Source organism: Delftia tsuruhatensis, assembly GCF_903815225.1.
GTDB lineage: Bacteria > Pseudomonadota > Gammaproteobacteria > Burkholderiales > Burkholderiaceae_C > Comamonas > Comamonas tsuruhatensis_A.
On sequence record NZ_LR813084.1, the window covers coordinates 5,510,755 to 5,524,084 of the forward strand.

14 protein-coding genes are annotated in these 13,330 nt (G+C 69.4%); 3 read left to right on the top strand and 11 right to left on the bottom strand.

All coding sequences use genetic code 11. From position 1 onward, the window contains the following. Window positions 1–19: 19 nt before the first annotated feature. Entirely contained in the window at window positions 20–904 is an 885-nt protein-coding gene (locus L1Z78_RS25070) for a LysR family transcriptional regulator (RefSeq protein ID WP_234639040.1), read from the bottom strand. Window positions 905–1,015: 111 nt separating this feature from the next. On the opposite strand from L1Z78_RS25070, the gene L1Z78_RS25075 reads away from it, so the two are divergent. Further along, window positions 1,016–1,999 (top strand): aldo/keto reductase, encoded by a 984-nt coding sequence (locus tag L1Z78_RS25075; protein ID WP_234639041.1) that lies wholly within the window; start codon window positions 1,016–1,018, stop codon window positions 1,997–1,999. A gap of 36 nt (window positions 2,000–2,035) precedes the next feature. Here the strand turns inward: L1Z78_RS25075 and L1Z78_RS25080 are convergent, their stop codons facing one another. The 3 genes from L1Z78_RS25080 to L1Z78_RS25090 form a co-directional block, all read right to left on the bottom strand. Further along, complete coding sequence (locus L1Z78_RS25080) at window positions 2,036–2,359, bottom strand: DUF1840 domain-containing protein (protein WP_234639042.1); 324 nt, start codon at window positions 2,357–2,359, stop codon at window positions 2,036–2,038. 10 nt (window positions 2,360–2,369) lie between these two features. Next, entirely contained in the window at window positions 2,370–3,632 is a 1,263-nt protein-coding gene (locus tag L1Z78_RS25085) for a class I SAM-dependent methyltransferase (RefSeq protein WP_418921651.1), read from the bottom strand. A 92-nt stretch (window positions 3,633–3,724) separates the two neighbouring features. Then, window positions 3,725–4,333, bottom strand: coding sequence for a hypothetical protein (locus L1Z78_RS25090; protein WP_234639044.1), 609 nt, complete (start codon window positions 4,331–4,333; stop codon window positions 3,725–3,727). A 22-nt stretch (window positions 4,334–4,355) separates the two neighbouring features. Here L1Z78_RS25090 and L1Z78_RS25095 point away from each other — a divergent pair, with 22 nt between their 5' ends. After that, a complete protein-coding gene (locus tag L1Z78_RS25095) occupies window positions 4,356–5,612 on the top strand; it encodes an aminopeptidase (protein ID WP_234642263.1) in 1,257 nt (418 codons plus the stop codon). Here L1Z78_RS25095 and L1Z78_RS25100 read toward each other — a convergent pair. Continuing rightward, window positions 5,564–6,991, bottom strand: coding sequence for a sensor histidine kinase (locus tag L1Z78_RS25100; RefSeq protein WP_234639045.1), 1,428 nt, complete (start codon window positions 6,989–6,991; stop codon window positions 5,564–5,566). The genes L1Z78_RS25095 and L1Z78_RS25100 overlap by 49 nt on opposite strands. Further along, on the bottom strand, window positions 6,984–7,658 hold the full coding sequence (locus L1Z78_RS25105) for a response regulator transcription factor (RefSeq protein WP_234639046.1): 675 nt from the start codon (window positions 7,656–7,658) through the stop codon (window positions 6,984–6,986). The genes L1Z78_RS25100 and L1Z78_RS25105 overlap by 8 nt, the downstream gene beginning before the upstream one ends. A 124-nt stretch (window positions 7,659–7,782) precedes the next feature. On the opposite strand from L1Z78_RS25105, the gene L1Z78_RS25110 reads away from it, so the two are divergent. Next, the gene (locus L1Z78_RS25110; RefSeq protein WP_234639047.1) at window positions 7,783–9,519 is read left to right on the top strand and encodes a phosphoethanolamine transferase; all 1,737 of its coding nucleotides are present in this window, start codon (window positions 7,783–7,785) and stop codon (window positions 9,517–9,519) included. 10 nt (window positions 9,520–9,529) lie between these two features. Here the strand turns inward: L1Z78_RS25110 and L1Z78_RS25115 are convergent, their stop codons facing one another. Genes L1Z78_RS25115 through L1Z78_RS25135 form a run of 5 tightly spaced genes read right to left on the bottom strand, consistent with a single transcriptional unit; the run spans window position 9,530 to window position 13,322 of the window. Then, window positions 9,530–10,015 carry a nucleoside deaminase gene (locus tag L1Z78_RS25115; RefSeq protein WP_234639048.1) on the bottom strand — a complete coding sequence of 162 codons (486 nt, stop codon included), beginning with the start codon at window positions 10,013–10,015 and terminating at the stop codon, window positions 9,530–9,532. Between the two features lie 14 nt (window positions 10,016–10,029). After that, on the bottom strand, window positions 10,030–10,797 hold the full coding sequence (locus L1Z78_RS25120) for an ABC transporter permease (protein WP_234639049.1): 768 nt from the start codon (window positions 10,795–10,797) through the stop codon (window positions 10,030–10,032). Window positions 10,798–10,832: 35 nt separating this feature from the next. After that, window positions 10,833–11,675 carry an ABC transporter ATP-binding protein gene (locus tag L1Z78_RS25125; protein ID WP_234639050.1) on the bottom strand — a complete coding sequence of 281 codons (843 nt, stop codon included), beginning with the start codon at window positions 11,673–11,675 and terminating at the stop codon, window positions 10,833–10,835. Window positions 11,676–11,730: 55 nt separating this feature from the next. Then, the gene (locus L1Z78_RS25130) at window positions 11,731–12,768 is read right to left on the bottom strand and encodes an ABC transporter substrate-binding protein (RefSeq protein ID WP_234639051.1); all 1,038 of its coding nucleotides are present in this window, start codon (window positions 12,766–12,768) and stop codon (window positions 11,731–11,733) included. A 38-nt stretch (window positions 12,769–12,806) separates the two neighbouring features. Next, window positions 12,807–13,322, bottom strand: coding sequence for a nucleoside deaminase (locus L1Z78_RS25135; protein WP_234639052.1), 516 nt, complete (start codon window positions 13,320–13,322; stop codon window positions 12,807–12,809). Between the last annotated feature and the right edge of the window lie 8 nt (window positions 13,323–13,330).

Sequence of the window (13,330 nt, forward strand, 5' to 3'; positions counted from 1 at the left end):
TGTTTACCACGGACCGGGCTCAGGCCAGACCTTCGAGGTCGGCGCGCTGGGCCTCGAACAGCGCGATGAGGTGATCGGCCACGGCCCGCACCCGCCGCGAATGGCACAGATCGGCATGCATGGCCAGCCAGATCGGCTGGTCCGCGCCCAGCTGCCGCGCGACGCAGGCCAGACCGCCACGCCGCGCCAGGAAGTGCGGCAGGACCGCCAGCCCCAGCCCGGCCTCGACGGCGGCCAGCTGCGCGGACAGGGTATTGGTCTCCAGCCTGAGTGGCCGCCCGCGCAGGGTACGGGCCAGCCACCGGGCCGCGGGCAGATGGGCATGGTCCTCGTCCCAGCCGATGAAGGCATCGCCATCGAACGGCGCAGCACCGGCCTGCGCGATGCGGTTGTGCACATAGGCCGGCGCGCCATACAGGCCAAAACCCAGGGTGCCCAGGCGCCGTATGGTGAGGTGGCCGGCCGCAGGCTGGGTCATGCGCACGGCCAGGTCGGCGTCGCGCCGGTGCAGGTTCAGTGTCTGCACGCCGCTGACCAGTTGCACGCGCAGGCCGGGATGGCGCTCGAACAGTTGCGCCAGCGAGGGCAAGATCAGCGGATTGGCCAGGTTCTCGGCCGTGGCCAGCCGCACCACGCCCGCCACCTGCGCCTGGCTGTGGGCTGCCTCGCCCAGGGCCCGGGCCGCATGCTCCAGCGCCTCGGCCGGCGCCAGCAGCGCCTGCCCGTCATCCGTGAGCCGATAGCCGCTCTGGTGGCGGCTGAACAAGGGCACGGCCAGCGCGGCCTCCAGCCGGTCCAGGCGGCGCGAGACCGTGGCCACGCCCAGCCCCAGCGCCGCGGACGCGCCGCTGAGGCTGCCCGTCCGGGCGATGGCCAGGAAAATGCGGGCGTCGTCCCACTGCAATGCCAGGCTCCTTGTCTTTCCGGAAATGGAAAATCGAATCGCGATTTTCGCAGTAGGCAGGCCTGCGCGGAAAAACCATACTGCGGCCTTGTTTCAGCAGGAGGAAGTGCAATGCAACAACGCACGCTTGGCCACGATCTGTCGATATCCGCCCTGGGCCTGGGCTGCATGGGCATGAGCGAGTTCTATGGCCCGCGCGACGATGCCCTGGCGCTGCAGGCGCTGGGCCACGCCGTCGATGCCGGCATCGATTTCCTGGACACGGCCGACATCTACGGGCCGCACCACAATGAAGAGCTGATCGGCCGGTTCCTGGCCTCGCGCCGGCCGCGCGTGAAGATCGCCACCAAGTTCGGCATCGTGCGCAAGGCCGGCGAGTACCGGCGCAGCCTGGACAACAGCCCGCAGTACGCCCGGCAAAGCTGCGAGGATTCGCTGCGCCGCCTGGGCGTGGAGCGCATCGACCTGTACTACGTGCACCGCATCGATGCGGCCCGGCCCATCGAGGAGACCATGGAAGGCCTGGCCCGGCTCGTGCAGGAAGGCAAGATCGCCCGCATCGGCCTGTGCGAGGTCAGCGCGGCCACGCTGCGGCGCGCCCATGCCGTGCACCCGGTCACGGCCGTGCAGACCGAGTACTCGCTATGGACGCGCGAGGTGGAGCACGAAGTGCTGCCCGCATGCCGCGAGCTGGGCGTGGGCCTGGTGGCCTATTCGCCGCTGGGGCGCGGCTTTCTCACAGGGCGCTTTCATGGCGGAACGGCCTTCGAGGAAGGCGATTTCCGGGCCAGCCTGCCGCGCTTTCAGCCCGGCAACATCGACACCAACCAGGCGCTGGTCGAGGGGGTGTCCGCCCTGGCACGGCGCAAGGGCTGCTCGGCCGCCCAAGTGGCCCTGGCCTGGCTGCTGGCGCAGGGGCCGGACGTAGTGCCCATCCCGGGCACCCGGCGCATTGCCCACCTGCAGGACAACCTGGGAGCGCTGTCGATCACGCTGTCGCCCGCCGAGCTGGACGAGTTGCGGCGCGCCAGCGACGAACTGCCCGTGGCCGGGCAGCGCTATACGGAGGAAGGCATGAAGGGCGTCAACGCCTGAGCAGGCCGTCAGGCCACCCTCTCGCCGTCAGGCCGGTCACCAGGTGACGTCGCGGCCCTCGGCGGCACTGCGGCGCAGCATGTCGATCATGGGCGCGGCGCGCTGGCGCAGACTGACGGCATCGGCCAGAGCCGCATCGTCCTGGCCGCCCTCCTGTGCCGACTCGTCGGAGCGGGCCTTGCGGCGGGCATCGTCGTCGGCCACGGCCGCTTCCAGCGCCTCGATGGCGGCCGGGATCTGCTGGGCCGTGATGATGCCGCTGGCCCCCGGCGTCTTGCCGATGATCTCCAGGACCTGGCGCCCGTTGGACTCGAGCATGATGACGTCGGCGGTGGCGCGGGATTTGAACTTGTAGAGCATGGCAATCCTTTCAGCGGTACATGTACTCGCGGTTGAAAGCATAGCCCGATTGCGCACCGACCATGGACCCGGTCTCCAGCCGGCCGTCGGGATGCGTGCACAGCATCTGGTGCAGGGCGATCCAGCCACGCTCGAATCCCATGGCACAGCCGGCAAGGTAGAGGCGGTAGGCGCGCAGCACCTTGGCGGCGCCCTCGGCATCCGCGTGCGCCTCCAGGATGCGCTGTGCCTCGGGCAGCTGCGCCTCCAGCGCGTCGGACCAGTTCCACAGCGTGCGCGCGTAGTGGGGGCGCAGGTTCTCGGTGTCCACCATCTCCAGGCCGCTGTGGCCCATGTCGTGCAGCACGCGGCTCACATGCATGAGCTCGCCGCCCGGGAAGATGTAGCGGTCGATGAACTCGCCCATGCCGGCGCCCAGCTGGGTGTTGTCCACCCCCCCGGCCGTGATGCCATGGATGAGGGCCAGGCCGCCGGGCCGCAGCAGGCGGTGCACGGCCTGGAAATACTCGGGCAGCTGGGCCTGGCCCACATGCTCGAACATGCCCACCGAGCCGATCTTGTCGAAAGGCTGGCCGGGTGCCAGCGCGCGGTAGTCGAGCAGTTGCATGTCCACGCGGTCCTGCAGCCCGCGTTCGGCGATCAGCCGCTGCACGTGGCGGTGCTGGTTGTGCGAGAGCGTGATGCCCGTGGCCGTGACGCCGTAGTGCTCCGCCGCCCACAGCAGCAGCGCACCCCAGCCCGCGCCGATGTCCAGGAAACGCTCGCCGGGCCGCAGGTCGAGCTTGCGGCAGATGTGGTCCAGCTTCGCTTCCTGGGCCTGGGCCAGCGTCATCTGCGGATCGCGGAAATAGGCGCAGGAATAGACACGCCTCGGATCCAGCCACAGGCCGTAGAAGTCGTCGGAGATGTCGTAGTGGAACTGGACCTGCCGGGCATCGCGCGCCAGCGTGTGCGCGGCCATGGAGCGCATGCGGGCCATGGCGTGGACCCACCAGTGGGAAGTGCCACGCACCGGGTCGGCCTGCAGCAGGCTGGCCGCGGCCGCCATCACGTCGCGCATGCGGCCTTCGACCTGCACCAGCCCTTCGACGACCGCGCTGCCCAGGGTGCCGATCTGTCCTGCGGCCAGGCTGGCCATGGCCGCCAGGCTCTGGAAATGCAGGACCACCTGGGCATCCGCAGGCCCGGCGCGCTGCCCGGACGGCAGGACCACGGCCACGGAAACGGGAAGAGACGCCAGCCGCGCCTCGATGGAGCTCAGCACTTGTGTCATGCTGTTCATTCTTGACAGCATCATGCACTGCGTCAACCGCGGCCAGGACCGCGTGCAGCAAGGCCCGGCGCCATCTCGCCGGACGCTTTCCCTCAGGAAATCAGCTGCTGATAGTCGCGCCGGGTCTGGGCGGACACCGAAGCAAGCACTTGCTCGAAGGGTGTCTTGTGGCGAGCGACCAGCCGCAAGGATGCGACGGCCCGCGATTTGCAAAACCAATGGCAGGTGTACTGCATGAGCAACAGCTCGGCCGTCATCATGAAGGCGCGCGCGCGGCGCTCGTCCTCGTTGGCGCTGTCGGCCACGCGCACGGCGGCGATGCCGCGCGCATGCAGCTGCATCGCTTCGCGCAGGTCGAAGCCCGACGACGGGAACAGCCGGTCCAGGTAGGGCAGCGCCAGCGGCAGCGTGTTCACGCGCGTGCGCTGCGGCTCGGCCGTGGCCAGTTCCTTGGCGAAGCGCTGGAACTGCTCGGCCAGGCTGGCCTCGGTGTTGTCCAGCACGGTCCAGATCTGGGCACGGCGCTGCTCGTCGCTCTCGCCCAGGGCGCGCAGATAGCCTTCGATCAGCCCCCCCATCAGCTTCTCGATCTGAAACCGCCCCAGATATTGGGCCAGCAAAAGGGTATGCCGGCGCTGTTCCTGTGTCTTGAGCAGGTAGATTGCGATGAAGACAATGATCGCCAGCGTGAAGAAGTCCATGAAAGCAGCAAGGAGGCCAGGGGTGCGTGAAGGCTTGAGTGTAGTCAGGCGTGGCTTGCCTGCGTTTTTGGTGGGCTTAGGCCTGCTGCTGGGCGGCTGCGCCACCCGGGGCGCCGGTGACGGAATGGGTTACTACTGGCAGAGCCTGCGCGGGCAACTGCACCTGCTGCAGGCCAGCCGCCCCATTGACGAGTGGCTGCAGGATGCGGACCTTGCTCCCGCGCTGCGCGAGCGCCTGCGTTCCGCACAGCGCATGCGCAGCTTCGCCGTGGACCGCCTGGGCCTGCCCGACAACGCCAGCTACCGGCGCTACGCCGACCTTCAGCGGCCCTTCGCGGTGTGGAACGTGGTGGCCGCACCGCACGACAGCCTGGAGCTGCACCGCTGGTGCTTCCCCGTGGCCGGCTGCGTGGGCTACCGCGGCTATTTCGCCGAAGCCGACGCCATCGCCCAGGCGCGGCAACTGGCCGGACAGGGCCTGGAGTCCAGCACCTACGGCGTGCCCGCCTACTCCACGCTGGGCTACCTGAACTGGCTGGGCGGCGACCCGTTGCTCAACACCTTCGTCGGCTGGGGCGAGGGCGAATTCGCAGGCCTGCTGTTCCACGAGCTGGCCCACCAGGTCGTCTACGTGGCCGGCGACACGGCCTTCAACGAATCCTTCGCCACCGCCGTGGAGCGGCTGGGCACGCCCCTGTGGCTGGAAACCGAGGCCAGCCCCGGCGCTCGGGCGCGCTGGGAGGCGGGCCAGTCACGCCGCACGCAGTGGCGCGCGCTGACGGGACGCACGCGCCAGGCGCTGCAGCAGCTGTTCCAGGACCCGGCATTGCGCGGCGCCGACATGGAACAGGCCAAGGCCGGCATCTACCGCCAGTTCCGCGAGGACTACGCCACGCTGCGCGAGCAATGGCGCCATGCGGACGCCGCGCTGCTGGCCACCGAGGCCCAGCGCCAGCAATACGCCCGCCACCAGGCGCGCATGGACCGGTGGGTGGCCGAGGCCAACAATGCCAGCTTCGGCGCGCTGGCCGCCTACGACGACTGGGTGCCTGCCTTCACCGTGCTGTGGAACGAAGCCCGGCGGCAGGCCGGTGGCGACTCGGCCAAGGGCTGGCAGCGCTTCTATGCCGAGGTCCGGCAGTGGGCCGACCTGCCCGTGGCGCAGCGCACCGCCCGGCTGTGCGCCCACATGCCGGCGGGCGCGCCGGTCCCGCCCGCCTGCGCCCGGGATCAGGACGGCGCGTCGGCGTCCCGGGAGGGTTCCGCGCCAGGCAGGTGAATGCGCGCCAGCAGGCCGCTGGCACTGCCGGGCGGCGGCGACTGCAGCTCCAGCCGGCCGCCATGCCGGGCCACGATCATCGACACGATGGACAGGCCCAGCCCATAGCCCGGCGACGCCAGTTCGCGCATCGCGCCCTGGGGCATGCGCAACTCGTCCACATGGCGCACATGCCGCTCGCGCGCCGTGCCCAGCGCCGTCGCATTCATGCCCGGCCCCTCGTCGCGCACCTGCACGGTGCGGCTGTCGCAGACCTCCAGCAGCACCTCGGAGCCTTCGCTGTAGCGCAGCGCGTTCTCCACGAGGTTGCGCAAGGCGATGGCCAGCGTGTCCACGTCGCCGGCCACGGGCCCGCAGGGCTGCTCGGGCAGCACCACATCCAGCCGCAGCTGCGTGGACTCCGACTGCTGCCAGAACTCGGAGGCGACCATGCTGGCCAGCGCGTCCAGGCGCACATCGTCCTGGGCCAGCGCCGAACCGGAGGCCGCGCGCGAGAGCTGCAGCAGCTTCTCGGTGCGCTGGCGCAGCCGCTCCAGCGCCGCGTGGGCGGCGCGCACATCCGCGTTGTCCACTCCCTTGTCCAGGGCCGTCTGCAGACGCAGCGTGGCCACCGCCAGCGGCGTGCGCAACTCATGGGCCGCATTGGCCGCCATCGAGCGCTCGACCTGCAGCGCGTGCGACAGGCGCTGCATCAGGTGGTTGATGCCCCGGCCCAGCCGCCACAGCTCGCGCGGCATGGCCGCCAGGTCCAGTGGCTCCAGGTTGGCGCCCCCACGCTCGCTCAGTTGCAGCTGCATGTCGCGCAGCACGCGCAGGCGCCGGCGTGCGGTGGCGCGCAACACCCAGCCCATCAGGACCAGCGTCACCAGCATGACCGATCCCAGCGCCAGCAGTGCGCGCTGCAATGCCTCGCTGCGCTCGACCATGGGGTCGGCCAGCGTCAGGAACAGGGGCTGGCGGGGATGTGCGACCACATAGATACGCCAGCCCTCGCGTTCATGGAAGCCCTCGCGCATGGGCACGGGAAAGGCCGCGACGGGCGCAGCCTGGGTGCGCAGCAGCACATTGCCATGGCGGTCCTGCAACTGGTAGACCAGATCCTCGGCTTCGTCGCCGGGCTGCCGGGCCACGTGGGGATGCTGTACGCCATCGCTGGAGTGGTCCTGCTGCTCCAGCTGGTGCACGGCCACCTCCAGCAGGCGGTGGGCGCTGTCCACCATCTCCTGGTCGAAGTTGCGGTGCACGATGTGGCTGACATACCAGGCCAGGGCCAGCAGGCAGACCATCCAGACGGCGGCCAGCGCCAGCGTCAGCTCGCGGGCCAGCTGGTCGGCCAGGCGCGGCGGCAGCGCCAGGCTGTAGCGCACCGGCTCATCCATGTTCGACGGCCAGCCGGTAGCCCGTGCCGCGCACGGTCAGGATGCGCTCGCGCCCGAGCTTGCGGCGCAGCCGGCTGATGAACACCTCCAGCGTGTTGCTGTCCGCCTCGGCGTCGAAGCCGTAGAGCGCATCGAGCAGATGCTCGCGCGCATGCACGCGACCGGGCTGGGCCGTGAACACGCGCAGCAGCGCCCACTCCTTGGGCGTGAGCAGCAGGGTGCGGCCCCCGTCACGCACCATCTGCCGGGCCAGGTCGATCTCCAGGGTGCCCAGGCGCAGCACGGCGTCCTGCCCACCCTGCAGGCCGCCGCCACGCCGGCTGATGGCACGCAGGCGGGCCAGCAGCTCCTCGGGGTCGTAGGGCTTGACCAGGTAGTCGTCGGCACCGGCGTCCAGCCCCCGGATGCGGTCGCTGACCTGGTCGCGCGCCGTCAGCACGATGGTCACGGGCGGCTGGGCCAGGCGGCGCAGCGTGGGCATGAGCGCCAGGCCGTCGCCATCGGCCAGGTGCAGGTCCAGCAGCACGGCCGCGTAGCTGGCGCCGGCCAGGCAGGCCCGCGCCTGCTCCAGCGAAGGCACGCTGTCGATCAGGAAGGACTTGGAACGCAGGTAGCTGCTGACGGCCTGGGCCAGGGCCTCGTCGTCTTCGACCAGCAGGATTCGCATGGATGTCTGAACGTATGGACGCCCCCGGGGGCCATCTCGGACGGTGCTGCCGCGCAGCACAAGCTGAACGCAAGCTGAACGCGGGGTTCAGATGTTCTTAAGCTTGAAATTCTACGCTGGCGCGATGTCCCATCGTCTGACCGCCCCCGCGCGCCTGCCTGGCGCCGATTCGTCCCTGCGCACGCCTGGCCCGGCTCGCATCCTGGAGGGGCTGCGCAAGGTCTGGAGCGCGCCGCGCTCCCCGCAAGCCGTGGTGATCGTGCTCTCGTTGTGGCTGCTGCTGACCACCAACTGGGCGCTGTGGCTGCGCCTGCCCCACCTGGAAGGCTATGACGGCGGCTTGCTGCCCCTGCTGCTGCGGCTGCTGCCCCTGGGCCTGGGCGGCATCCTGCTGCTGCTGTCGCTGACGGCCTGGCCGCGCGGCATGAAGCCGCTATGGATCGCCCTGCTGCTGGTGGCCGGCGGCGCCCAGTACTTCATGGTGGCCTATGGCACCGTGATGGACGGCGGCATGGTCAACAACATCCTGCAGACCGACTGGCGCGAGAGCAGCGACCTGTTCAACCCCCACCTGCTGCTGCAGCTGCTGCTGGTCGCCGGCCTGCCCACGGCCTGGCTGCTGCGGCTGCGCGTCAGTCGCCCTCGCAGTTCGACGCAGACGGTGCTGCGCACGCTGACACTGCTGGCCGCCGCGCTGCTGCTGGTGGCGGTCTCCGTCTTCGCCTCGTACCGGGAGCTGGCGCCCGTGATCCGCAACAACCTCTGGATGCGCCACATGCTCAACCCCGTCAGCCCCGTGCTGGCCACGCTGGACGCCGCGCTCAAGCCCATCCTTCGGCCCAAGCGCCCCTTCGCCAGCATCGCCGCCGGTGCCACGCTGGGCGCCACCTACGCGGCCGAGCGCAAGCCTCCGCTGTTCGTGATCGTGGTGGGCGAGACGGCCCGCGCCGCCAACTGGGGCCTCAACGGCTACGCGCGCGACACCACGCCGGAGCTGGCCAAGCGGCAGGTGCTCAACTGGAGCAATGTCACCTCCTGCGGCACCAGCACGCGCGAATCCGTTCCCTGCATGTTCTCCCACCTCGGCCGCGCGGGCTTCTACAAGAGCAAGGTGGACTACGACAACCTCGTCGACGTGCTGTACAACGCCGGCCTGGCCGTGCTGTGGATAGACAACCAGGCCGGCTGCAAGGGCGTGTGCGAACGCATTCCCAACACCAGCACGGCCGACCGCCTGGGCACCGCCGACGGCAAGGCGCTGTGCTCCTCCGACGGGGAATGCCTGGACGGCATCCTGCTCAGCGGCCTGGACGAACGCATCGAGGCCCTGCCGCGCGAGCGCCGCGAACGCGGCGTGGTGCTGGTCATGCACGAGATGGGCAGCCATGGCCCGGCCTACTACAAGCGCTCCACGCCCGAGACCAAGCCCTTCCAGCCCGAGTGCCTGACCAATGCGCTGTCCAGCTGCACGCGCGAGCAGGTGGTCAACGTCTACGACAACTCCATCCGCTACAACGACCATTTCCTGTCGCAGACCATCGACTGGCTGGCCGCCCGGCAGTCGCAGTACCAGACCGGCATGATCTACATGTCGGACCATGGAGAATCCCTGGGCGAGATGGGCATCTACCTGCACGGCATGCCCTACGCCATGGCGCCGGACGAACAAAAGCACATTCCCATGGTCGCCTGGCTGGGCAACCTGGGCGCGCGCACGGGCGTGTCCGAGCGCTGCGTGCGCGGACAGCTCGATGCGCCGCTGTCGCACGACAACCTCTATCACACGACACTGGGCCTGCTGGACGTGGCCAGCCCCACCTACCAGAAGCCCCTGGACGCCCTGGCCGGCTGCCGCAGCTGACCGGCCGTCTTCAGCGCTGCTGCCAGAAGCCCCGGTGGGGCTGCAGCATCTCCTGGCGCACGGTGGCCACCGGGCCGGTCACCTGGACCACGCGCTGGCCGCGCGCGAAGACCTCGCGGCAGGGCAGGGACAGCGTGGGGTTCTCGGGATGGCTGCCGGTCAGCGCCAGCAGGTCCGTTTCCTCGGCGCCGTAGAGCACGCGGCCTATGCCGGCCCAGTAGATGGTGCCAGCGCACATGGCGCAGGGCTCGAAGGTCGTGACCAGGGTGCACTGCGCCAGGTAGGCGCCCGGATAGTTGGCTGCCGCCGTGCGCGCCAGCGTGGCTTCGGCGTGGTTCACGGTGTCGATGTTGCCCTGCTCGGCCAGCACGGTCTCGCCGTCGGGCGCCAGCAGCAGCGCGCCGAAGGGGTGGCGGCCCATGGCCATGGCCCGTTCGGCCACGGCGCCCGCGCGCCGCAGCTGGCGGGCGGCCTGTTCGTCGGTCAGAGGCGTCATGGCCGGATTCTCCCTCACTCGCCCTGGGAGCCCCGGTGGGCCCATCCCGTGGTGCGCTTCTCGACCACGCTGAACAGCTCGTACATGGCCATGGCCATGGCACCCACCACGATCAGGCCCGCGAAGGCCAGTCCCATCTGCATGGATGAGCCGGCCGACACCAGCAGGTAGCCGATGCCCTCGTTGGCCGCCGTCATCTCGCTGACCGTGGTGCCCACGAAGGCCAGCGTGATCGCCACCTTGAGCGAGCCGTAGAAGTACGGCATGGAGCGCGGCAGGCCCACCTTGATCAGCACGTCCCAGCGGCGCGCTCCCAGCACGCGCAGCACATCCTCCAGCTCGGGCTCCAGCGTGGCCAGGCCCGTGGCGATGTTGACCATGATGGGGAAGAAGCTGATCAGAAAGGCCGTGAGGATGGCCGGGCCCGCGCCAATGCCGAACCACACCACCAGGATGGGCACGAAGGCCGCCTTGGGCAGGGCATTGAAGGCCGTCATCAGCGGATAGAAGGCCGCATAGGCCAGGCGCGAGGAGCCGATCAGAAAGCCCAGCAGCACGCCCACGACGATGGCCAGGCCGAAGCCCGCCATCGTCACCCAGTAGGTGCGCCAGGCATGGGCGGCGATGATGCCGCTGAACTCGGCCAGCTGTTTGCCGATGGCCCAGGGACTGGGAAAGATGAACTCCGAGACCTCGAAGGCCGAGCAGATGACCTGCCACAGCAGGATGACCGCCGCCAGAAGCACCCAGGGTGCCCAGCGTTCCGCGTATTTCTTGTGCATGGGGAGAGATTCCGATTCGCTTGACTGGATGGGTTTTACTGATGGATGGCCGCGCCGCTCTTGCGCATGGCGCCGATGTGTCCACGCAGCTCGTGCACGATGTCCGTGAACTCGCGCGTATAGGTCAGCTCCAGGTCGCGGGGGCGCGGCAGCGCAATGTCGCGACGCACCACAAAGCGGCCCGGACCCTTGCTCATCACATAGACGGTATCGGCCAGGAACACGCTTTCGCGCAGGTCGTGCGTGACCAGGATGACGTTGAAGCCCTGCTCGGCCTGCAGGTCGCGCAGCACGCACCACAGTTCCTCGCGCGTGAAGGCATCGAGCGCGCCGAAGGGCTCGTCCAGCAGCAGCATCTGGGGCTCGTGGATCAGCGCGCGGCAGATGCTGGCGCGCTGCTGCATGCCGCCGGACAGCTGCCAGGGGTATTTGTCCTCGAAGCCGCCCAGGCCCACCTTCTGCAACAGGGCACGCGCGCGGGCCTCGTACTCCTTGCGCCTGACGCGGAACTGCGAACGGTGCGGCTCCACGATCTCCAGCGGCAGCAGCACGTTGTCCACGGTGGTGCGCCAGGGCAGCAGGGACGGCGCCTGGAAGGCCATGCCCGAGATCTTCAGCGGCCCGGTCACACGCTGGCCGTCCACCAGGATGCGGCCCATGGAGGGCATCTTCAGCCCCGTGGTCAGCTTCATGAAGGTGGACTTGCCGCAGCCCGAGGGCCCGACGATGGCGATGAACTCGCCGCGCCGCACCTGCAGGTCGATGGCCTCCACCGCGAAGTGGTTGGCGCGCAGCAACTCCTCGTTGTAGGCAAGCCAGACGTCGCGGAACTCCACGAAGAAGTCGCCGGGGTCGGAGTCGGATGTGGGAGATTTCATGGCAGGCAAGGGGCAAGGGCCGGCGTGCCGCCCCATGGCGGACACGCCCGGCAGATCATTTCTTGGGCAGGATGTTCAGTTCGGCGGCGGGCGGCAGGAAGCTGCCGTTCCAGACCTCGGCCGCGTTCACGCGGGTCTTGGTCGCGTAGACGTCGGAGACCTGCGAGGCCATGAGCGACAGCCGCGTGGGCACGACCTGGCCGAAGCCCTCGGCGCGCGCATCGGCGCTGTTGACCACGGTGTCGATGGCCAGCTGCAGGCGGCGCGTCTCCAGCTGGGTATTGACGATGCCGTCGCGCTCCTTCACGTAGGCGATGGCGGCGGCCGGGTTGGCGATGACCTCCCTGGCGCCCTTGGCGAAGGCCTGCAGGAAGGCCTTGATCGCCGCCGGGTTCTCCTTGATCAGTTTCGGGCTGGCGATGATGGCGTTGCCGTAGAGCTTCACGCCATGGTCCGCGAACGGCATGACCACCACGTCGGCCGCCTTGATGCCGCGCGCCTCCAGGTTCAGCAGCGAGGTGAAGGTGAAGCCAGTGATCGCATCGATGTCGCCGCGCACCAGCATGGTCTCGCGCAGCGGTGGGTCCATGGCCGTCCACTGCACGGCACCGACCTGGTTGGCCTTGGCGAACAGCGGGAAGGCCCGGCGGCCTGCGTCGAACACCGGCGCGCCCAGCTTCTTGCCCGTGAGGTCGGCCGTCTTCGTGATGCCGCTCTTCCTGAGCGCCATCACCGAGGCCGGCGTGTTGTTGTAGACCATCATCACGGCCACCGGCTTATTGGGCATGTCCGGGTTGTTGGCCTGGAACTCCATCAGCGCCGCCAGGTCGGCGAAGCCCAGGTCATAGGCGCCCGAGGCCACGCGCTGCACCACGCCGCCCGAGCCGCTGCCCGCGTCGATGGCCACGTCCAGCCCCGCCTCCTTGAAATAGCCCTTGGCGGCGGGTTGCAGGAAAAAGGCGGCCGGCCCCTCGAAGCGCCAGTCGAGCTGGAACTTCAGCGGCGTGGCGGCCTGGGCCTGTGTCGGGCCTGTTGCCAGGCCCGCGCTGGCGGACAGTGCCAGGACGGTGTGCAGGAACAGTCGTTTTTGCATGGTGGCTTCCTCTCTGATGGCAATGAAAAACAGGGGGTTCAGGGCTTCCAGGCGCCCTCGTGCGACGCCGAGGCCTCGGCAACCAGGGCCGGGCCTATGCACTCGATGGCGTGGGACGAGGCGCCGAACACGTCGCGGCAGGACAGCTCGGCATCCTTCTGGTCCAGGCGCTCGCCACGGAAGGCACGCAGGCGCACGGCATCGATGCCGTAGACCACGCGGCCGATGGCCGACCAGAAGATGGCGCCCGCGCACATCACGCAGGGCTCGGCCGATGAATACAGCGTGGCGCCGGACAGTTGGGCACGGTCGAACAGGGGGCTGGCCAGGCGGATGGCCGACAGCTCGGCATGGGCCGTGCAGTCGCCGCTCTCGCCATTGGCGTTCGAGGCCTCGGCAAGCACGCGGCCGTCGGGTGCCACGATCAGGGCGCCGAAGGGCCGGTTGCCGCGTTCGCGGGCCCGGTCGGCCAGGGCGATGGCGCGGCGCAGGTACAGGCCGTCGCGCTCATCCAGCGTGGCTTGTTCCGGCAGTGCGGGGAGGGGAGCGTTCATGTCCGTCT